Here is a 19,905-nt window from a genome sequence, read left to right on the forward strand (position 1 = left end):
CTCATTATTACATACCCGCTTCGTCGTATGCTCTGGCGGGGGAAGGGACGGGGCGCAGGATGGGTCTGAAAACGCAACACCGGGAAGGGAGAATAGCGCGGTGTATCGGCGTCGTCGGGCTGTTGTTGTCGACGCTGCTGGGTGCTGGCTGCGCCCAGCGCCCGCAGTGCACCTACACCTTATCTACCAGGGATCCGCACAGCGGAGTTTCGCAGCATTACTGGTCGAAGATCGAGCGTGAGCTTGGAGGAAAACATGGCGATCCTTCGCGAAGCATCGGTGTCCATCTGATCGGGAGCAGCCTGGTCCCGACGGCATCGCAGAAAGACCGCACTCGCGTGTTCTATGCACTACAGGGGCCGAACGAGGCGCTGCTTCAGGCGCGCACTTGCGAAGGCAGCATCACCCGTTGCTCGGCGGAGATCGTCGAGCTGGCATTGGCTGAGTGCAGGAAGACATGAGCAGGCTCCGCTGCTGGGCTGGTCTTCTGTGCCTGTTGCTGCTGGCAGGATGCGGTGGCGATCGCTCGGAGGGCCCGTACGTCACCAACCATCAGCCAAGCCGCGTGATCGCGCAAGGCTATGCACGGGCGTTTGAGCGAACGTTCGCCACAGAGGTGATCCCCCGCCTGCACGGACGCGCGTGCCGGATACATCTGGTCGATTTCGTCCAGAGGGACGCCACGGTAGGCCAGCCGTCCAGCTATGAGATCTACTATGTAGTGACAGGCGCGCAGGAGAAGATGCTGGGTGCCGGGACCTGCATCCCGCACCCGCTCGTGGGACCCTGCCTGGGCAGCGTTGGCCGGTCGGCACTGGAGATGTGTGATCCCCCGGAAGTGCCGGAGGCATCACGCGCGGGGTGGAAATGACGATAGCGCATCCAAGGACGCCACGCGTGGAGAGCAGAAGCTGGGATGAGGTGCGTAAGCGGCGAATGTTGCTGGCCGATGAGAGGGAGCGTGCGCATCTGCGGCTACGCCACGGCGCTGCTCTGGTCCAGGCTATCAATGAAGCAGCCTCCTGCAGCCTGCGTATCGAGGATTTCCGAACCAGGTCATTTGACCGGGACATTGTGTGGCCGCAGGATATTCGCGATGCCCCGGGTCTCGTTCGTGCCTATGTCGGCCTGGCCGAAGCACTCAGGGTCATGCACTGCGTCGAGCGCAGGCTGGGTCCCCTTGAGGGCGAGATTGGCTTTCATGAGAAGGACTATCTCGGATTCGCGCCCGTGAGCGGGTTCACCGTTACCTCCATGGTGGCGCTTGCGGCCTTCACCGGGGATTCGGCCTTGTTCCACTCTGATGCTGCCGAGGTCGTGATACTCGTGGACTGCTATGGATACAATGCCGAAGAACAGTTCAGCGTGGTGATCCAGGGAGCAGGGGTGCCGCCAGACCTTAACCTAGAGCCCGACCGATGACCTTGGACGGAATGGCTGATCATTTCCCGGATGCGCTTGGGCTATCCCCGACGGCTGCTTGGCTGAACTTCATCGAGTCCATCGTATTGCCGACGATGCCCCCTGATCTGCCCTTCGCGATCCAGGGCTGGGCTGGAATGGCCTTTGACCGAACTTCCTATGAGGATCTGGCACCGGATAGCGTGTGGGAATGCTGGATAGCGGTGCACAACCAGGCGGCCGGGTATCCTTCGGGACTCGGTGCAGTCAGATACAGGAACGCCTCTGATCTGTTGAGCGGCGTCCACATCAAGCCGGATATGGAATCCATTCGCACGTACTGGGATGAGAATTACAGTTTCCTGCGCGACCACTATGTCTTCTCTCTCGACCAGCAATGGATCATTCGACTGGATCAGGATACGACACTGTTCCTGGGAAAATTGGACTTCATGCGATCCGTGGTGGACAGGTTGGGCGGGGTGGCGGAAGTCAGGAAGATGATGGACGACGATTTCATCGGTGGTTCCGACGATGTGGTTGGTCTTGGTGACTATATTGATGGGCTGCTTGCGCCGCTGTGATAGTCAGGGACGACCAATGAGAAAGGTCCATCAAAAATTCATGATCGGGGTTCGCCTCTTTGAGGAGTGGCATATGGTTAAGGCGCTTGCGCTTGCAGAGGGACTGGTCAGATCCGAAGACGAGATGGATGCCACGACGGGTACTCGTGGCGTGGCTTGGTCTTCGAAGACGGTGGTCTATGCTCGGGCCTCACCGGACTGTCCGATGTGCGAACGTCGCGGCGCATGAAAGCGTCGCCACCGGCAGCTGCAGCTGAGGGCAGCGTTGATGAGGCTCTCTGATATTCCCGATCTGGAACAAACGGCAATCAAGTGTCTGCTTGAGGCTAAGGGTGTACCGGAAGAACTCGGTGCTCAGTTGGGCCGCGTCATTGCTATTGCGCGAACGGAAAGTCGAGTGGGCGTGTACGTCGACTTTATTGTGGGGAGCGACGCGATCCCGCTTTCAGGTGAGGCGGACTTTGAGATTGAGGGTCTGTCGGCTACAGGGGCAGATGGTTTTGGAGTTGAGTTTATTCTGTTCGTGCGGGGTGGCTTTCTCTCCGTCTTGGAGGTATACACTGTGCTCGCTGAACTTCCATGCTACGCATCACTCACGCTGACCTCCAGTGTCGAGGTAAGGGTTCGCCGTTGACCGGTCACGGCTTGGATACTAAGTCATGAATTGGAAGCACGTTTTCAGTTCTATTGCTCCTCTCGCTACTTGCATCGCCCTGATATTTTCGATGGGTCGCGCGCCAGCTGCAGAGGTTGCCAACTATGCAGGCTTGGTCAGCGGTTCTCACTCTTCGAACGCTTTCGTTCCTGAATTCAGGAGATGCATTCGACACTGGGAAGAGACGCGCGTGCACCGGGTAGAGTTGCCCGACCGTTCTGCGCGTAATTCCGGAGCGGTGCTCCTTGAGATCGGGAGTGCTGGGTTCCCGAGCTATGGTTACGTTCGTGTGGATGGCACTCTGATGAAGAGTAGTTTCGGGCCTGAGCGTGACCTGGAGAATAGTCCGCTCGGTCCACATCTTATGAGCTTGTATGCCGGCGCAGCTGACTTGCCGAAGCATTACACGGGAGGTGAGATGGACGACGGTGAGTGCTATTTTCTCACGGTGTTCGTGCGTGGCAAGGCCAGTAGTGCGGTGGCCTATGGAGCTGCGGATTCTTTGGGTGTCGATTCATTGATCAAGGAACTCGTTGAATCTGCAGCCCGTCCGTAGCTCAGCTGAATGGTGCTCAGCCAATCATGAAGGTGAATGCGCGCGGCTTGGAGGGCATTGAGCTTCGAAGGTTTACGTATGCGGCGCAAGACCAACGGTCGTGCGCTACCGGCTCGATGTAAAAGGTGCGCGCCATGCAAAACGCCGCGGTTGCCCGCGGCGTCTTCTTGTCATCGTACGCGGCCGGCGTCAGCCCAGCAGCTTGCGCACCTTGTTCAACGCCGCAATGAACCGCTCGATCTCGGCGTGCGTGTTGTAGAACGCGAGAGACGCGCGGCAGGTGGCCGCCACGCCGTAGTACTGCAGCAGCGGGTGGGCGCAGTGCTGGCCGGAGCGGATGGCCACGCCTTCCAGGTCCAGCAGGGTGGCCAGGTCGTGCGCGTGCGCGCCTTCGATCAGGAAAGAGACCACCGCCGCCTTGTCCGGCGTGGTGCCGAAGATACGCAGGCCGTCGATCTTGTTCAGTTCTTCGGTGAAGTGCGCAAGCAGCTCGCTTTCGCGCGCTTCCACGTGCTCCAGGCCCAGTGATTCCAGATAGTCCACCGCCACGCCGAGGCCGATGAAGCCGGCGATGTTCGGGGTGCCAGCTTCGAACTTGTGCGGAGCGTCGTTGAAGACGGTGCCTTCGAAGCTCACTTCCTTGATCATCTCGCCGCCACCGAGGAACGGCGGCATGGCATCGAGATGCTCGCGCTTCGCCCACAGTGCGCCCGTGCCGGTAGGGCCGCACATCTTGTGGCCGGTGATGGCGTAGAAGTCGCAGCCGATGTTCGCGATGTCGACCTTGCGGTGTGGCACGGCCTGCGAGCCGTCCACCACGGTGATGATGCCGCGCTTGCGCGCTTCCCGGCAGATCTCGCGCACCGGGTTGACCGTGCCCAGCACGTTGGAGACGTGGGCCACGGCAAGCAGCTTGACCTCGGGAGTCATGGCCTTGCGCAGGGCATCCAGGTCGAGCGCACCCTCCGGGGTGATCTCGGCCACGCGGATCGTGGCGCCCGTGCGCTGGGCGACCAGCTGCCACGGCACGATGTTGGCGTGGTGCTCCATGCGCGAGACGAGGATGACATCGCCGGCCTTCAGCCGCGGCAGGGCCCACGAATAGGCCACCAGGTTGATGGCGAAGGTGGTGCCACTGCACAGGATGAGTTCGCTGGCGCGCACGTTGAGGAAGCGCGCCAGCTTGCTGCGTGCGCCTTCGTAGGCGTCGGTGGCCTCGGTGCCCAGCGCGTGCACGGCGCGGCTGACGTTGGCGTTGTAGCGGCGGTAGAACTCATCCACCGCGCCGATCACCTGCACCGGCTTCTGGCCGGTGTTGGCGTTGTCGAAGTACACCAGCGGCTTGCCGTGCACTTCCCGCATCAGCAGCGGGAAGTCCAGGCGCACGCGGTCCCAGTCGGGAGCGGCGGCCGTGTCGGCCACCGGGCGCGGGGTGGAGAGGTTCATGCCACGCCTGCCTTGGTCAGCGCGAGGTCCAGCTGGCGGCGCAGCTGTTCGGTCAGGCGCGCGTCGAGCACGTTCAGCGGCTCGTGGCAGAACGCGGCGCTGAGCAGCTGCTGCGCCTGCTGGGCCGGCAGGCCGCGCGAGCGCAGGTAGAACAGGGCGTTGGCATCGAGCTGGCCGACGGTGGCGCCGTGTGCGGCCTTCACCTCATCGGCGTCGATCACCAGCGTGGGCTGGGTATCGATTTCGGCGTCGGCCGAGAGCAGCAGGTTCTTGTTGGAGAGGTTGGCGTCGGTGCCATCGGCGCCGGCACGGATGTGGATGCCACCGTGGAAGACCACGCGGCTGCGGTTGGCGGCCACGCCACGCCACACCATCTCCGAGGCGGTATCGCGCGCGATGTGTTCGATGCCCAGGCGGGTGTCGACATGGCGGCGGCCGTTGCCGAGCAGCACGCCGTTGGCGGTCAGCTGCGCGTTGTCGCCTTCCAGGCGCACGTTGAGTTCGTGGCGGCTGAGCGCGGCACCCAGCTCCAGGTCTACGCGGCGGTACTGCGCGTTGCGGGCCAGCACGGCATCGGTGCGCAGCAGCGCGGTGGCGCGGCTGCCATCGGCCTGCACGCGGGCGTGCGAGAGCACCGCGTCCTGGGCCAGGTGGACGTGCACCAGGGTGTTGCCCAGGTGCGCGGCATCGCCGGCATCCAGGTGGTGCTCGACCACGCCGAGCGCGGCACCGGCACGCAGTTCGATCAGGTGGCGGTGATGCCAGGCCAGGTCGCTGCCACCGGCGGCGCTGATGAAGACCAGCTGCAGCGGGGTTTCGACCTGCACGCCGTCGTCCACGCGCACCAGCACGCCTTCATCGGCGAGGGCGGCGTTGAGGCGGGCGAAGACTTCTTCGCTGCGCTCGAAGCGGCGGCCCAAGAAGCGCAGGGCTTCCTCGCCGGCGGCCAGCGCCGAGGACAGGGTCTGCACCTGCACGCCGGCCGGCAGCGCCGACACGTCGCTGTGCGCGGCGGACGGGCGGCCGTTGACGAACACCAGCCGCGGCGACGGAATGTCGGCCAGCAGGGCAGGGTCGATGTCGGGCGCGGCCAGCGGCGCGGGCTGGAACGTACGGCGTTCGAGCTGGCGCAGCGAGGTGTATTTCCAGGCTTCGCTGCGCGGGCCCGGCAGGCCGGCCTGCAGGGCGGCATCGAGCTCGGCGCGGCGGGCGTCGCTGCCGCAGAAGCCGGCGGCGAGGGAATCGAGCAGGGCGCTCATCAGACCGCTGCCTCCGGCACCACGCGGTCCTTCAGGAAGTGGTAGCCATGGGCTTCCAGCTCCAGGGCCAGTTCAGGGCCGCCGCTCTGCACGATCTTGCCATCGGCCAGCACGTGCACCACGTCCGGCTTGATGTAATCCAGCAGGCGCTGGTAGTGGGTGATGACCAGGAACGAACGATCCGGCGAGCGCAGCGCATTGACGCCGTCGGCCACGCTCTTGAGCGCGTCGATGTCCAGGCCGCTGTCGGTCTCGTCCAGGATCGCCAGCTTCGGCTCGAGCACGGCCAGCTGGAAGATCTCGTTGCGCTTCTTCTCGCCACCGGAGAAGCCTTCGTTGACGCCACGGTGCAGCAGCTCATCCTTCAGGTGCAGCACGGCCAGCTTCTGGCGCACCAGCTTGAGGAACTGCATGGAATCGAGTTCTTCCTCGCCGCGCGCCTTGCGCTGGGCGTTGAGCGCGGCGCGCAGGAAGTAGGTGTTGTTCACGCCGGGGATTTCCACCGGGTACTGGAAGGCCAGGAACAGGCCGGCGGCGGCGCGTTCTTCCGGCGCCAGCTCCAGCAGGTCGCGGCCTTCGAACTGCACGCCGCCTTCGCTGACGTCATAGCCTTCGCGGCCGGCCAGCACGTTGCCCAGCGTGGACTTGCCCGCGCCGTTGGGGCCCATGATGGCGTGCACCTGGCCCGGCTTGACGTCCAGCGACAGGCCCTTGAGGATTTCCTTGTCGCCGATGCGGGCGTGGAGGTTGTCAATCTTCAGCATGATACGAATCCAGTAGTGCCACGCCATGCGTGGCAAAAAAATCAAACGAAGGCGCGACCGGTCAGCCCACGGAACCTTCAAGGGAGACTTCCAACAGCTTCTTGGCTTCCACCGCGAACTCCATCGGCAGCTCGCGGAACACCTGCTTGCAGAAGCCATCCACGATCATCGAGACCGCGTTTTCCTGGTCAATGCCACGCGCGCGGCAATAGAACATCTGGTCATCGGAAATCTTCGACGTGGTGGCTTCGTGCTCCACCGTAGCGCTCGGGTTCTTCACCTCGATGTACGGGAAGGTGTGCGCGCCGGAGGTCTTGCCGATCAGCAGCGAATCGCACTGGGTGTAGTTGCGCGCGCCATCGGCATTGCGGTCCACCTTGACCAGGCCACGATAGGTGTTCTGGCCACGGCCGGCGCTGATGCCCTTGCTGACGATCTTGCTCTTGGTGCGCTTGCCGATGTGGATCATCTTGGTGCCGGTGTCGGCCTGCTGGCGGTGGTGGGTCAGCGCCACGGAGTGGAACTCGCCCACCGAGTCATCGCCCAGCAACACGCACGACGGGTACTTCCAGGTGATCGCCGAACCGGTTTCGACCTGGGTCCAGGTGACCTTGCTGCGCGCGCCACGGCATTCGGCACGCTTGGTGACGAAGTTGTAGATGCCGCCCACGCCGTTCTCGTCGCCCGGGTACCAGTTCTGCACGGTCGAATACTTGATCTCGGCATCTTCCAGCGCCACCAGCTCGACCACCGCGGCGTGCAGCTGGTTCTCATCGCGCATCGGCGCGGTGCAGCCTTCCAGGTAGGACACGTACGCCTTGTCCTCGCAGATGATCAGGGTGCGCTCGAACTGGCCGGTGTGGCCGGCGTTGATGCGGAAGTAGGTGCTCAGTTCCATGGGGCAGCGCACGCCCTTGGGAATGAACACGAAGCTGCCATCGGAGAACACGGCCGAGTTCAGCGCGGCGAAGTAGTTGTCGCCTACCGGCACCACGCTGCCCAGGTACTGCTTGACCAGCGCCGGGTGTTCCTTGATGGCTTCGGACATGGAACAGAAGATCACGCCCTTCTCGGCCAGTTCCTTGCGGAAGGTGGTGCCGACCGAGACCGAGTCGAACACCGCGTCCACGGCCACGCCCGCCAGCTTGGCGCGCTCATGCAGCGGCACGCCCAGCTTGTCGTAGGTGTCCAGCAGTTCCTTGGGCACCTCATCCAGCGAGGCGTACTTCGGGCCCTTGGGCGCGGAGTAGTAGCTGAGCGCCTGCAGGTCGATCGCGGCGATCTGCAGCTTGGCCCAGTTCGGCATCGGCATGGTCAGGAAGTGGCGGTAGGCGTCCAGGCGCCACTGCGTCATCCATTCCGGCTCTTCCTTCTTGGCCGACAGGGCACGGATGGTGTCCTCGTCCAGGCCGGGCGGCAGCGAATCCGATTCGATGTCCGTGATGAAGCCGGCCGAATACTTGCGGCCGAGCTGCTCGTGGATCTCGCGGTTGGGGGTGTCGCCGGGGGCGACGGTGTCGAGGGTATCGGTGGCCATGGGGGCTGCCTGTGGATCAGGAGACGACATCCGCCGCGATCACGCGGCGGGGGGCGTCAACAAGGGGAAGAGGGGGCAGGATCTGCGCCAGGGTGACCTTGCGCAGTGCGTCGGACACCACGTCGTTGATCATCCGCCAGCTGCTGCGCGCGCCGCATTGCAGCTCGCGTCCGCACTGGCTGTGGTCGTGCGCGCACTCGGTCAGGCCCAGCGGGCCTTCCATGGCTTCGACGACCTCGAACAGGCTGATCTGATCGGGGCGGCGGGTCAGCCGGTAGCCGCCGCGCACGCCGCGCAGGCCTTCCACCAGCCCGGCCTGGGCCAGGGGCTTGAGCAGCTTGCTGACGGTGGGCGGCTCGAGGCTGGCGAATTCGGCCAGTTCGGTCGCACTGAGGACCTCGCCCGGGCGAGCGGCAAGGACGGTCAGGACGACGGTGGCGTAATCGGTAAGCTTGGTGACGCGGAGCATGGGGAGGGCAGAACCATAAAGCGGACTGAAATTGTACGCTTTTATGCCCTGGCATCCAACCCGTCCTGTTCAGGTGCTCGACGTGGGGCGCCAGCAGGGGCGCGGTGCGGACGTGGTTGGGCAATCACAAAGATTAAGCGAGAATCGACCATCCCAACGTAATGGCCAGCCACATGCCCAAGAAGATCCAAGCCCGCAAGTCGACCATTCACGGCAATGGCGTGTTCGCGCTGGCGCCGCTCAAGAAGGGCGAGCGGGTGATCCAGTACAAGGGGCTGCTGCGCAGCCACGCCGACGTGGATGCCGATGATACCGGGGATGTGGAGAGCGGTCACACCTTCCTGTTCACCCTGAACGACGATTACGTCATCGATGCCAACTACAAGGGCAACGATGCGCGCTGGCTGAATCACAGCTGCGACCCCAACTGCGAGGCCGTGATCGAGGAGGCGGAGGGCGACAACCGCCGCGAGGACAAGGTGTTCATCGAGGCGATCAAGGACATCAAGCCGGGCGACGAGCTGACCTACAACTACGGCATCACCCTGGCCGAGCGCCACACCGCACGCCTGAAGAAGATCTGGGAATGCCGCTGCGGCTCGAAGAAGTGCACCGGGACGATGTTGCAGCCCAAGCGGTAAAGCGCCCGCAGGCGCTTTACCGCGGTAGCACCCGACCGTTGGCCGGGTGACATTGCGTACCGACCAACGATCGGTACCTACCGGGCACGCGACGTCCACATGCCAGTCACTCTCCGCCAATGCGCGGATCTGCATGGTAGGGGCTCACTTTTTCAAGGAGCCCCCACATGGCACATGACCTCAACGGCAAGCGCGTCGCCCTGCTCGCCACCGATGGATTCGAGCAGTCCGAGCTGCAGGAACCCAAGCGCCTGCTGGAATCCTGGGGCGCCAAGGTGTCCGTCATCGCACCGGGTGACGCCAGCCAGATCCGCGGTTGGAAGGACAAGGACTGGGGCGACAGCGTACCGGTGGACCAGTCGCTGGAAGGCGCCGACGCCGCCAGCTACGACGCGCTGGTGCTGCCGGGCGGGGTGATCAACCCCGACAAGCTGCGCACCCAGGCGCCGGCAGTGGCGTTCATCAAGGCGTTTGCGGCGGCCGGGAAGCCGGTCGCAGCGATCTGCCACGGTCCCTGGCTGCTGGTGGAATCCGGCCTGGCCAAGGGTCGCAACGTGACCTCGTGGCCGTCGTTGAAAAGCGATCTCGGCAATGCCGGCGCGCAGTGGACCGACGCGGAAGTGGTAGTGGACAACGGGGTGATCACCAGCCGGAAGCCGGATGATATTCCGGCGTTTTCCGAGGCCGTGGCGAAGGCGTTGGTTGGATGAACGAAGGGGTGGAGCCGGGCCGGGCCCGGTTCCACCCCAGCCGGGCAGGGTCCGGAGTTATCGGCCGAGGACGCCGGCGGGCACCAGGCTGCCGAGGTCTTGGTTGAAGGTGACCACCAGCTTGCCGTTCTGCACCTGGGCGGACTGCACCTGCAGCGCGCCAAGCATCGCGCCGACGGTGGGATCGATCTTGTAGATCGGCTCACGGCGGGCGTAATCGACCAGGAACGCGTTGAGCAGCTCGCGGGTGCGTGAGTCGAGCCTGCCGCCGTTGTTGGCCGGGGTGAAGTCGTCCACGGTTGGCTGGTCCAAGTGGAAACCCTGGGTCTGCGCGTCGTAGCGCAGGCCGCTGCTCAGCTTGACCTTGCCCAGCGGCGCGGGCGCGCTGCCGGCAGTCGCCAGTGCCACGTCAAAGCCCAAATCGAGGCGGTTGCCCTGCGGCAGGGTCAGCTTGGGGTGGCTCATGGTCATCGCGATCAGGCCACCGAGGGCGTCCTGGGTGCGCGGAAAGCTGCCGTCCAGATACTGCTGGACGTCCTTGGCACCGACCGACAGTTCGCGGCCGGAAATGCTCGGCGCCGCCTGCGCGCCGACGGCGGCAGCAATGAGGACGGTGCAGGCGGCGAGGCGGGTCAACAGGGGGCGTAGCTTCATGATCGGCAGGCGCGGCAGGGAGGTGGTGCCACCATAGCGCGTCGGCCTGAATCAGCGCTTCATGAGCGTGGACACCCGGACCGGTAGTGCCTCCCCCGGGGCGCAGCGCCCCGGTCTACGTGTCACTGCAGGCTGGGCTGCAATGAAGCGCTCAGGATTTCCCAGCCGCTCCCATCCGGGCGCGGTTGCAGCCGGTACCAGCCCTCGTATCTGAACGTGCCATCAGCGGTGATGGCACGGACGCGCACAGGTACCTCGCGCAGGCGCGAGGGCTGCGCGGTGTCGCGGGCGATGGGGCTTTCGGTATCCACGCGCAGGCTGCGCAGCTGCGGGATCGAGCGCAGCACGGCATCGTCCGGGCGCGACGAGGTTCGTCCGCCCGTCCAGTAGGCATCCGACGCGCTGCGGTCCTTGCCCAGCAGGGCATAGATGTAGTTCCGAACCGTGATCGACTCACTGGGCGCGTCGGGTGCCACCGCGCTGAGGGCCGGCGGGGTTGTGGCCGTCATCCCCTGCGACGCGGCTGCGCTGACATCGATCGGCGCCTTGGCCGGCGCCGAGGCGCTGGCCGCCAGCGCGTGCTCAGGCTCGGCATCGCGCTGGCAGGAACAGCTTCCCAGCAACAGCGGTAACAGGATCAAGGCTCGACGCATGGCGCACTCTCCCCAGAGGAAGGGAGAGTGTAACCACCTTCAGGGCGCGCGCTGGATTGCATCCAGGGCGTCGAGCACCTGACCCAGCTGCGGCTGCAGGGTTGTGAGTGGATGCGCGGGCTGTTCGGCGTAGCGCGCGGCGAGGTCCTGCAGCAGCTGGGTGGCGACGATGGCCGCGGCGCGCTCGTCACCGGCCAGCCCGGTCTGCCGCCGGGCGACCTCCAGCAGGCGCATCCAGTCCTGCTGCGCGCGATGTTCCAGTTCGATGGTGCAGCGTCCGCTGCACTGCAGCCCGTCCTTTTCGATCGGGGTGATGGTGATGCGATAGCGTTGCGAGGGGCTGGCCATGGCGCTGCACTGTGGGGGAGTAGGTCCACCTTAGGCGTGGCCGGCGGGCCGGACGACAGGCGCGGCCGCACGCAGTGTTCCACCTTGTGCGTTCCGGGCTTGCACGTAGTGGCCGCGAGGGCCGTGGCGGCTGGCTCTGCGCGATCCTGCCGGGCGCAGGCAGGGTTTGGCAACGCTGTGTTTCGCTACGCGTGAGAGCCCCCAAAAAAGAACGGGACGGCCAAGGCCGTCCCGTTCGGGTGCTGCAGGAAGCGCGCAGATTACAGCGCAGCGTCCTTGAGCTTCTTGAGCGGACGCACCTTCAGCTTGGTGGTGGCCGGCTTGGCGGCGAACCACTGCTCTTCCTTGGTGAACGGGTTGATGCCCTTGCGCTTCGGCTTGGCCGCGACGCTGACGGTGGTGATCTTCAGCAGGCCCGGCAGGGTGAAGCTGCCTGCGCCCTTCTTGTGCACCGAGGAAGCCACGGCGGTTTCCAGCGAGGCCAGCACAGCGCGGACGTCCTTGGCGACAACGCCGGAGGCTTCCACGATGTGTGCAACCAGGCCGGACTTGGTCAGCACTTCCTTGATCGGCTTCGGAGCTGCCGGCTTTGCGGCGGCCTTCGTAGCGACTTTCTTCACTGCCTTCTTCGGGGCAGCCTTCTTAGCGGTCTTTGCCATGGTTTCCTGTTCCGTGATCGGTTGGTTGTGTGGTCGCGCCGAACCCATCGGCAAGCGAAATGTAGGGCAACAATGCGGCGCCGCCAATAGGCTAACGCATAAATATTCGGCTTTTCTGCGTTTGCGGTTACTGCAGTGCATCAGGACATGCCCAAAAAAACGGTCCGTTCGGCGGGGTGGAAGCGGTTTGCCGGGCCAGTCGGGCGGGCAGGGGTTGTGCGGAAATGCCTTGAAAACAGCACTTTGCAACGAGGCCAAGGTCACGCATGCCTGGCAAGGGGGCGGGCGGCTGCGGCCGGAAGCCGCAGGCCGGCAGGGCCAGACACGGTGCTAACGCCTGCCGGTCTACGCTGGTGCTGCCATTCACCCACTAAGGATCCAACGATGGGCATTTCGCGTCACGCCACTGCGCACTGGGAAGGTGACCTCAAGACAGGCAAGGGACAATTGAGCACGCCGCAGAGCGGCCTGCTGGACAAGACCCGCTATGCCTTCAGCAGCCGCTTCGGCGATGAGAAGGGCACCAACCCGGAAGAACTGATCGCCGCCGCGCACGCCGGCTGCTTCACCATGGCGCTGTCGGCCAAGCTCACCGAGGCCGGTTTCGTGCCTACCTCGCTGGACACTGAAGCCAAGGTCGACCTGTCGATGGAAGGTGGCCCGCAGCTTTCGCAGATCACGCTGAAAGTGAAGGCGAAGGTGCCGGGCATCGACGCCACCCAGTTCCGTGCCATTGCCGATGATGCCAAGCAGAACTGCCCGGTATCCAAGGCGCTGAGCGCGGTGCCGATCAGCATGGAAGCCGAGCTGGCTGGCTGAAATGTTCAGGGTGCCGACGCAAAGTCGGCACCCTGGGGTGACCCGTAGAGACACGCCATGCGTGTCCCACGTAGGCCCGGATTCCACGCAGGACACGCGTGGCGTGTCCCTACCAGGTGATCGTGCCCTGGATGACCGTCTGCACCTGGCCGCCGGACCAAACCTCGCCCTCCGCATCCACATGCAGGGTCAGTCGTGCATCGTGGCCGACCTCGCGGCCTTGGCTGACGACATAACTCCCGTCCACGCCGGGCAGGGCGTTGCGGCTGTCCAGCCACGCAGCCAACACCGCATTGGCCGCGCCTGAAGCGGCATCCTCGAAGCGCCGGCCGTTGCCCACGAACGCGCGCACGGCCAGCTGGTAATCGTCTGCCGAGCTCCGCGTGTAGGCGAACACGCCCATGCTGTCGGTGCTTTCGGCCAGCGCAGCCACCGCGTCCCAGTCCGGTGACAGGGCGCGCAACGTGGCTTCATCGGCCAGTTCCACCACCCACCAGCTGCGTCCGCCGGACATGCGCGCCGGCGGCAGTCCGCCCAATGTCCAGCCAGCCAGCGCCGCCTGCAGGCGCGGATCGTCCGCCGTGGTCACCTCGGCGACCGCCGCGCGCGGGGTGCGGATGGCGATGCTGCGCGTCGCCCCTACGCCCACCACCCGCAGCGGCAGCGCACCGGCGATGCCGTCTTGGACCAGGACGCCGTCCACCGGCGCGGCCAGGCCGGCGTCCAGCACCGCGTGCGCGGTGCCCACGCTGGGGTGGCCGGCGAACGGCACTTCCTTCTGCGGGCTGAACATGCGGATGCGGTAGCTGGCGCCCGGCACCTGTGGGGCAAAAACGAACGTGGTTTCCGGCAGGCGGGTCCAGCGGGCGATGGCCTGCATGCGCGCGTCGTCCAGGCCCTCCGCGTCCAGCACCACGGCCAGCGGGTTGCCGGCGCCGGGATAAGGGGAAAACACGTCAAGCTGCAGGAAACGGCGGGCGGTCATGGCGGATCGGTCTGGCGGAACGGTCGGGCAGCTTAACAAGCCCTGCCGGGGCGTGGCTTGGCATAGAATCAGAGGTTCGGCCCGGCGTGCCGGGTCGATCCCCCCACTACCTACCCATTCTTACCTCCATGTCAGCTTCCCCCCTTGTCGATCGCTGGATCGTACTGAAGTTCGGCGGCACCTCCGTGTCGCGTCGTCACCGTTGGGACACGATCGGGAAGCTGGCGAAAAAACGTGCGGAAGAAACGGGTGCGCGCGTGCTGGTGGTGGTGTCGGCCCTGTCCGGGGTGACCAATGAACTGACCGCGATCGCCGATGGCGCCGCCGACAGCCGCGCCCGCGTGGATGCGCTGGTGGCCCGCCACCGCGAGTTCCTGGCCGAGCTCGAGCTCGATGCCAGCGCGCTGGATGTGCGCCTGGCCGCGCTGCAGGGCCTGCTGGAACACCCGCGCGCCGCCGCGCGCCCGCTGGAATGGCAGGCCGACGTGCTGGGCCAGGGCGAACTGCTGTCCTCCACCATCGGCGCGGCCTACCTGCGCGCCAGCGGCCTGGATTTCGGCTGGATGGACGCCCGTGAGTGGCTGCAGGCGCTGCCGCCGCAGCCCAACCAGAGCGACTGGTCGCAGCGCCTGTCGGTGAACTGCCAGTGGCGCTCGGATGCCGAGTGGGCTGCGGCGTTCCGCGCCCAGCCGACCCGCATGCTGATCACCCAGGGCTTCATCTCGCGCCACGCCGATGGCGGTACCGCCATCCTCGGCCGCGGCGGCTCGGATACCTCGGCCGCCTACTTTGGCGCGCTGCTGGGCGCCAGCCGCGTGGAAATCTGGACTGACGTGCCGGGCATGTTCAGCGCCAACCCGAAGGACGTACCCGACGCGCGCCTGCTGACCCGCCTGGATTATTACGAAGCACAGGAAATCGCCACCACCGGCGCCAAGGTGCTGCACCCGCGTTCGATCAAGCCGTGCCGCGATGCCGGCGTGCCGATGGCGATCCTGGATACCGAACGCCCGGAACTGCCGGGCACCAGCATCGACGGCAATGCCGCACCGGTGCCGGGGGTGAAGGCGATCAGCCGCCGCAACGGCATCGTGCTGGTGTCGATGGAAGGCATCGGCATGTGGCAGCAGGTCGGCTTCCTGGCCGATGTGTTCGGGCTGTTCAAGAAGCACGGGTTGTCGGTGGACCTGATCGGTTCGGCCGAAACCAACGTGACGGTGTCGCTGGACCCGTCCGAAAACCTGGTCAATACCGATGTGCTGGCCGCGCTGTCGGCCGACCTGTCGCAGATCTGCAAGGTCAAGATCATCGTGCCGTGCGCGGCGATCACCCTGGTCGGCCGCGGCATGCGTTCGCTGCTGCACAAGCTGTCGGACGTGTGGGCGACCTTCGGGCGCGAGCGCGTGCACATGATTTCGCAGTCGTCCAACGACCTCAACCTGACCTTCGTCATCGATGAAGCCGACGCCGACGGCCTGCTGCCGATCCTGCACGCCGAGCTGATCGACAGCGGCGCGATGCCGGTGGAAGAAGGTGAGGTGTTCGGCCCGCGCTGGCGCGAGATCGCCGGCACCATCCGCCCGCGCGAAACCGCGTGGTGGCGGGGCCAGCGCGAGCACCTGCTGCACCTGGCCCAGGCCGGTACGCCGCGGTATGTGTACAACCTGGCCACGGTGCGCGCCCGCGCTCGCGCGCTGGCGGCGATCAGGCCGATCGACCAGCGGTATTACGCGATCAAGGCCAACAGCCACCCGGCCATCCTGGAGCTGCTGGAGCAGGAAGGCTTCGGCCTGGAATGCGTGTCGCACGGTGAACTCAAGCACGTGTTCAACGTGCTGCCGACGCTGTCGCCGCGCCGGGTGCTGTTCACCCCCAGCTTCGCGCCGCGCACCGAATATGAAGCGGCGTTCGCGCTCGGCGTGACCGTCACCGTGGACAACGTGGAAGCGCTGCAGCGCTGGCCGGACCTGTTCCGCAACCGCGAGCTGTGGCTGCGCGTGGACCTGGGCCGCGGCGAGGGCCACCACGCCAAGGTCCGTACCGGCGGCAAGGACTCCAAGTTCGGCCTGCCGATCGCCCGCGTGGACGAGTTCGTGCGCCTGGCCGAAGACCTCGGCACCCGCGTGGTCGGCCTGCACGCCCACCTGGGCAGCGGCGTGGAAACGGCGCAGCACTGGCGCCTGATGTGCGACGAACTGGCCGGGTTCGCGCGCCGGATCGGCAGCGTGGAAACCATCGACATCGGCGGCGGGTTGCCCATTCCCTACAGCGATGACGATGAACCGTTCGACCTGGACGCCTGGGCCGTCGGCCTGGCCGAGGTCAAGGCGGTGCACCCGGCCTTCCGCCTGGCGATTGAACCGGGCCGTTACCTGGTGGCCGAATCGGGCGTGCTGCTCACCACCGCCACCCAGGTGGTGGAGAAGGACGGCATCCGCCGCGTGGGCCTGGATGCGGGCATGAACACCCTGATGCGCCCGGCGCTGTACGACGCATGGCACGACATCGAGAACCTCAGCCGGCTGGGCGGGTATGCCGAGGCACTGTTCGATGTGGTCGGGCCGATCTGCGAATCCAGCGATGTGTTCGGCAAGCGCCGCCGGCTGCCGGTATCCACCGCGCCGGACGATGTGATGCTGATCGCCGATGCCGGTGCCTACGGGTACGTCATGGCCAACACCTACAACCAGCGCGAGCTGCCGCGCGAGGACATCATCGACGATGTGCCCTGAGCGCCTCCCGTTGGTTTCCCTTATTGCCTCACCGGATACGCCATGACTGCTTTCGATAAACACCAGGTTGCCTGCTTCCGCTTCGTCCGCTGCGACTTCGCCGCGGATACCGGCGTGGCGCAGCTGGTCTACGCCTTCGACAATGGTCCGGAGCTGGTCGAGACGGTCAGCATTCCCGGCGCGCCGTTCGTGCTGGACGCTGCCCGCGCCGAGGCCGTGCAGCGGGCGCTGCGCCTGCTGCACCTGTTCGCGGGCGTCAGCTATTACAAGGCTGCGGTGCCGGAGCAGGTGCGGATCGACAGCTACAGCATCGATGCCGATACCGCCGCGCTGGTGGAAACGGTGTACCTCAACGGGCTGGGCGAGTTCGCCTACCGCAACGGGCTGAACCTGCGCGGGCGGTTCCGCCTGCCGGTGGACGGCGAGGCGGTCACCGCGCCGGCGGTGGGCCTGCGCGAGCATGCACTGGTGGCCATCGGCGGCGGCAAGGATTCGCTGGTCAGCATTGAAGCGCTGCGCACGCTGGGCATCGCCGAAACGGTGACCTGGATTGGCGGTTCGCAGCTGATCCGTGCCTGCGCCGAACGCACCGGCCTGCCGATGCTCAACATCGGCCGCACGCTGGCCCCCGAGCTGTTCGAGCTCAACCGCCAGGGCGCGTGGAACGGGCATATCCCGGTCACTGCCGTGAACTCGGCGATCATGGTGCTGGCCGCGCTGCTGCAGGGCGTGGACCAGGTCGTGTTCTCCAACGAGCGTTCGGCCAGCTACGGCAGCCAGATTCCGGGTACCGGTGAAGTGAACCACCAGTGGTCGAAGGGCTGGGCCTTCGAGCAGGCCTTTGGCGAGCACCTTGAGAAACACGTGGCGGCGGACCTGCACTACTACTCGCTGCTGCGCCCGCTGTCGGAGCTGGCCGTGGCGCGCCAGTTCGCCAGGACCGATTTCTACGACGCGCATTTCTCCAGCTGCAACCGCAACTTCCACATCCTGGGCGAGCGCCCGGTGAACCGCTGGTGCGGGGTCTGCCCGAAGTGCCACTTCGTGTTCCTGGCACTGGCCCCGTTCATGCCCAAGACCCGGCTGGTGCGCATCTTCGGCCGCAACCTGCTGGACGACATGGAGCAGGCCGGCGGCTTCGACGCGCTGCTGGAATTCCAGGACCACAAACCGTTCGAATGCGTGGGCGAAGGTCGCGAATCGCGTGCCGCGATGGCCACCTTGGCGGCACGTCCGGAATGGAACGAGGATGCGCTGGTGAAGCGTTTCATCCAGGAGATCCAGCCGCAGCTGGACGGCGCCGAACTGCAGATCGAACCGTTGCTGGTGCTGGAAGGCGAGCACCGGATTCCGGCGGCGATCTGGGAGCGCCTGCGTGCGAATTTCGCAGCTTGAAGGCAAGCGCGTAGCGCTGTGGGGCTGGGGGCGTGAGGGGCGTGCGGCATTCGCCGTCCTGCGCCAGCGCCTGCCGGCGCTGGCCCTGACCCTGTTCTGCCCCGATGCCGAGGCCGCCGCTGCGCGGGCCGAGGCCGGCAATACGCTGCAGGTGCGGTCGGATGTCAGCGCTGAATCCCTGGCCGCCTTCGAGGTGGTGATCAAGTCGCCGGGGATCAGCCCCTACGGGGAAGCTGCGGTGTCGGCGGCGGCGCAGGGCACGCAGTTCATCGGCGGAACCTCGCTGTGGTTTGCCGAGCATGCCGATGCCGAAGGCACCGTGCGCGACACCGTGTGCGTGACCGGCACCAAGGGCAAGAGCACCACCACCTCGCTGCTGGCGCATCTGCTGCGCGCCTCGGGCGCGCGCACCGGGCTGGTCGGCAACATCGGCCTGCCGCTGCTGGAGGTGCTGGACCCGCAACCGGCGCCGGCGTACTGGGCCGTGGAGCTGTCCAGCTACCAGACCGGCGAAGTGGCGAGCAGTGGCGCGCACCCGCAGGTAGCGGTGGTGCTGAATCTGTTTCCCGAGCACCTGGACTGGCATGGCAGCGAAGCGCGCTACATCCAGGACAAGCTGGCGCTGGTGACCGGCGCGGCACCGCGTATCGCGGTGCTCAACGCGGCCGACCCGCACCTGGCCGCGCTGTCGCTGCCGGACAGCGAAGTTGTGTGGTTCAACCAGCCGCAGGGCTGGCACATGCGCGGCGAGTGGGTGTATCGCGGCGAGCAGCGGGTGTTCGATACCGCGAACACGCCGCTGCCGGGCCGGCACAACCGCGGCAACCTGTGCGCGGTGCTGGCGGCGATCGAAGCGCTGGGCCTGGATGCGGTGGCGCTGGCGCCTGCCGTGCAGGATTTCCGGCCGCTGCCCAACCGCCTGCAGACCATCGGCAGCCGCGACGGGCTGCGCTTCGTCAACGATTCGATCAGCACCACCCCGCACGCCAGCCTGGCGGCGCTGGAATGCTTCGCCGGCCAGCGCATCGCGCTGCTGGTGGGCGGGCATGACCGGGGGCTGGACTGGCACGATTTCATGGACCACATGGCGCACGATGTGCCGCCGGTGGAGATCGTCACCATGGGCGCCAACGGCCCGCGCATCCATGCGCTGCTGCAGCCGCTGGCCGATGCCGGGCGGTTCGGTCTGCACGCCGCCGGCGACCTTGAGCAGGCGGTGCGGCTGGCCCGCACGGCGCTCGGCGAAGAGGGTGGGGTGGTATTGATGTCCCCGGGCGCACCGAGCTACGGCGTGTACCGCGATTACGTCGCGCGCGGCCGCCATTTCGCCGAGCTTGCAGGGTTCGATCCGGACCAGATCACCGCGATCCCGGGCATCGGCATCGCCTGACATTTCGCCAAAGGCGCAGCGGACGGTAGAGCGGACGGTAGAGCGGACTGTCAGTCCGCTGCTCTTCGCGGCCCACCCTGGCAAAGCGCCAACGGCGCAGCCGGACGGTAGAGCGGACTGTTAGTCCGCTGCTCTTCGGGGCCCACCCTGGCATAGCGCCAACGGCGCAGCCGGACGGTAGAGCGGACTGTCAGTCCGCTGCTCTTCGCGGCCCACCCTGGCAAAGCGCCAACGGCGCAGCCGGACGG

Annotated in this window: 21 protein-coding genes; 11 read left to right on the plus strand and 10 right to left on the minus strand. The window is 66.0% G+C overall.

What is annotated here, in order from left to right:
• The first annotated feature begins 59 nt into the window (after positions 1–59).
• From ACQG3P_RS02730 to ACQG3P_RS02750, 5 genes are all read left to right on the plus strand, one after another.
• Positions 60–461, plus strand: coding sequence for a hypothetical protein (locus tag ACQG3P_RS02730; RefSeq protein WP_426804119.1), 402 nt, complete (start codon positions 60–62; stop codon positions 459–461).
• Positions 462–897: 436 nt separating this feature from the next.
• Entirely contained in the window at positions 898–1,422 is a 525-nt protein-coding gene (locus ACQG3P_RS02735) for a hypothetical protein (RefSeq protein ID WP_426804120.1), read from the plus strand.
• Positions 1,419–1,985, plus strand: coding sequence for a hypothetical protein (locus ACQG3P_RS02740; protein WP_426804121.1), 567 nt, complete (start codon positions 1,419–1,421; stop codon positions 1,983–1,985). Before ACQG3P_RS02735 ends, ACQG3P_RS02740 begins: the two co-directional genes overlap by 4 nt.
• Before the next feature lie 268 nt (positions 1,986–2,253).
• Positions 2,254–2,619 carry a hypothetical protein gene (locus ACQG3P_RS02745; protein WP_426804122.1) on the plus strand — a complete coding sequence of 122 codons (366 nt, stop codon included), beginning with the start codon at positions 2,254–2,256 and terminating at the stop codon, positions 2,617–2,619.
• Between the two features lie 25 nt (positions 2,620–2,644).
• Complete coding sequence (locus ACQG3P_RS02750; protein ID WP_307107327.1) at positions 2,645–3,196, plus strand: hypothetical protein; 552 nt, start codon at positions 2,645–2,647, stop codon at positions 3,194–3,196.
• Between the two features lie 189 nt (positions 3,197–3,385).
• On the opposite strand, the gene ACQG3P_RS02755 is transcribed toward ACQG3P_RS02750, so the two are convergent.
• From ACQG3P_RS02755 to ACQG3P_RS02775, 5 genes are all read right to left on the minus strand, one after another.
• Positions 3,386–4,642 carry a cysteine desulfurase gene (locus ACQG3P_RS02755; protein ID WP_093533355.1) on the minus strand — a complete coding sequence of 419 codons (1,257 nt, stop codon included), beginning with the start codon at positions 4,640–4,642 and terminating at the stop codon, positions 3,386–3,388.
• Positions 4,639–5,901, minus strand: coding sequence for a Fe-S cluster assembly protein SufD (sufD, locus tag ACQG3P_RS02760; RefSeq protein ID WP_426804123.1), 1,263 nt, complete (start codon positions 5,899–5,901; stop codon positions 4,639–4,641). Before sufD ends, ACQG3P_RS02755 begins: the two co-directional genes overlap by 4 nt.
• Positions 5,901–6,665, minus strand: coding sequence for a Fe-S cluster assembly ATPase SufC (gene sufC, locus ACQG3P_RS02765; protein WP_068854574.1), 765 nt, complete (start codon positions 6,663–6,665; stop codon positions 5,901–5,903). The genes sufD and sufC overlap by 1 nt, the downstream gene beginning before the upstream one ends.
• Positions 6,666–6,726: 61 nt before the next feature.
• Positions 6,727–8,202 (minus strand): Fe-S cluster assembly protein SufB, encoded by a 1,476-nt coding sequence (gene sufB / locus ACQG3P_RS02770; protein ID WP_217536571.1) that lies wholly within the window; start codon positions 8,200–8,202, stop codon positions 6,727–6,729.
• A 16-nt stretch (positions 8,203–8,218) separates the two neighbouring features.
• Positions 8,219–8,671, minus strand: coding sequence for an SUF system Fe-S cluster assembly regulator (locus tag ACQG3P_RS02775; RefSeq protein WP_068849911.1), 453 nt, complete (start codon positions 8,669–8,671; stop codon positions 8,219–8,221).
• Between the two features lie 173 nt (positions 8,672–8,844).
• On the opposite strand from ACQG3P_RS02775, the gene ACQG3P_RS02780 reads away from it, so the two are divergent.
• On the plus strand, positions 8,845–9,312 hold the full coding sequence (locus ACQG3P_RS02780; protein WP_068854575.1) for an SET domain-containing protein: 468 nt from the start codon (positions 8,845–8,847) through the stop codon (positions 9,310–9,312).
• A gap of 167 nt (positions 9,313–9,479) precedes the next feature.
• Positions 9,480–10,022, plus strand: a complete 543-nt coding sequence (locus ACQG3P_RS02785) for a type 1 glutamine amidotransferase domain-containing protein (protein ID WP_426804124.1) — start codon at positions 9,480–9,482, stop codon at positions 10,020–10,022.
• Between the two features lie 57 nt (positions 10,023–10,079).
• On the opposite strand, the gene ACQG3P_RS02790 is transcribed toward ACQG3P_RS02785, so the two are convergent.
• The 4 genes from ACQG3P_RS02790 to ACQG3P_RS02805 all read right to left on the minus strand — a co-directional run bounded on the left by ACQG3P_RS02790 (position 10,080) and on the right by ACQG3P_RS02805 (position 12,336).
• Positions 10,080–10,676: a DUF1439 domain-containing protein gene (locus ACQG3P_RS02790; protein WP_426804125.1), complete on the minus strand. Its 597-nt coding sequence runs from the start codon at positions 10,674–10,676 to the stop codon at positions 10,080–10,082.
• A gap of 122 nt (positions 10,677–10,798) precedes the next feature.
• The gene (locus tag ACQG3P_RS02795; RefSeq protein WP_426804126.1) at positions 10,799–11,329 is read right to left on the minus strand and encodes a hypothetical protein; all 531 of its coding nucleotides are present in this window, start codon (positions 11,327–11,329) and stop codon (positions 10,799–10,801) included.
• Between the two features lie 39 nt (positions 11,330–11,368).
• Positions 11,369–11,677 carry a DUF3861 family protein gene (locus ACQG3P_RS02800; protein WP_068849924.1) on the minus strand — a complete coding sequence of 103 codons (309 nt, stop codon included), beginning with the start codon at positions 11,675–11,677 and terminating at the stop codon, positions 11,369–11,371.
• Positions 11,678–11,937: 260 nt separating this feature from the next.
• Positions 11,938–12,336: an HU family DNA-binding protein gene (locus ACQG3P_RS02805; protein ID WP_068854576.1), complete on the minus strand. Its 399-nt coding sequence runs from the start codon at positions 12,334–12,336 to the stop codon at positions 11,938–11,940.
• A gap of 384 nt (positions 12,337–12,720) precedes the next feature.
• On the opposite strand from ACQG3P_RS02805, the gene ACQG3P_RS02810 reads away from it, so the two are divergent.
• Positions 12,721–13,155, plus strand: coding sequence for an OsmC family protein (locus ACQG3P_RS02810; protein ID WP_184125146.1), 435 nt, complete (start codon positions 12,721–12,723; stop codon positions 13,153–13,155).
• Positions 13,156–13,264: 109 nt separating this feature from the next.
• On the opposite strand, the gene ACQG3P_RS02815 is transcribed toward ACQG3P_RS02810, so the two are convergent.
• On the minus strand, positions 13,265–14,140 hold the full coding sequence (locus ACQG3P_RS02815) for a PhzF family phenazine biosynthesis protein (RefSeq protein WP_426804127.1): 876 nt from the start codon (positions 14,138–14,140) through the stop codon (positions 13,265–13,267).
• A gap of 128 nt (positions 14,141–14,268) precedes the next feature.
• Here ACQG3P_RS02815 and ACQG3P_RS02820 point away from each other — a divergent pair, with 128 nt between their 5' ends.
• The 3 genes from ACQG3P_RS02820 to murD are packed head-to-tail and all read left to right on the plus strand — an operon-like array spanning position 14,269 to position 19,657.
• A complete protein-coding gene (locus ACQG3P_RS02820) occupies positions 14,269–16,872 on the plus strand; it encodes a bifunctional aspartate kinase/diaminopimelate decarboxylase (RefSeq protein WP_426804128.1) in 2,604 nt (867 codons plus the stop codon).
• A gap of 42 nt (positions 16,873–16,914) precedes the next feature.
• Positions 16,915–18,267: a UDP-N-acetyl-alpha-D-muramoyl-L-alanyl-L-glutamate epimerase gene (murL, locus tag ACQG3P_RS02825; RefSeq protein ID WP_426804129.1), complete on the plus strand. Its 1,353-nt coding sequence runs from the start codon at positions 16,915–16,917 to the stop codon at positions 18,265–18,267.
• Positions 18,248–19,657: a UDP-N-acetylmuramoyl-L-alanine--D-glutamate ligase gene (murD, locus tag ACQG3P_RS02830; protein ID WP_426804130.1), complete on the plus strand. Its 1,410-nt coding sequence runs from the start codon at positions 18,248–18,250 to the stop codon at positions 19,655–19,657. The genes murL and murD overlap by 20 nt, the downstream gene beginning before the upstream one ends.
• Positions 19,658–19,905 lie beyond the last annotated feature (248 nt).

The sequence above is a fragment of the Stenotrophomonas sp. SrG genome, from assembly GCF_050031795.1.
Lineage (GTDB): Bacteria > Pseudomonadota > Gammaproteobacteria > Xanthomonadales > Xanthomonadaceae > Stenotrophomonas > Stenotrophomonas rhizophila_A.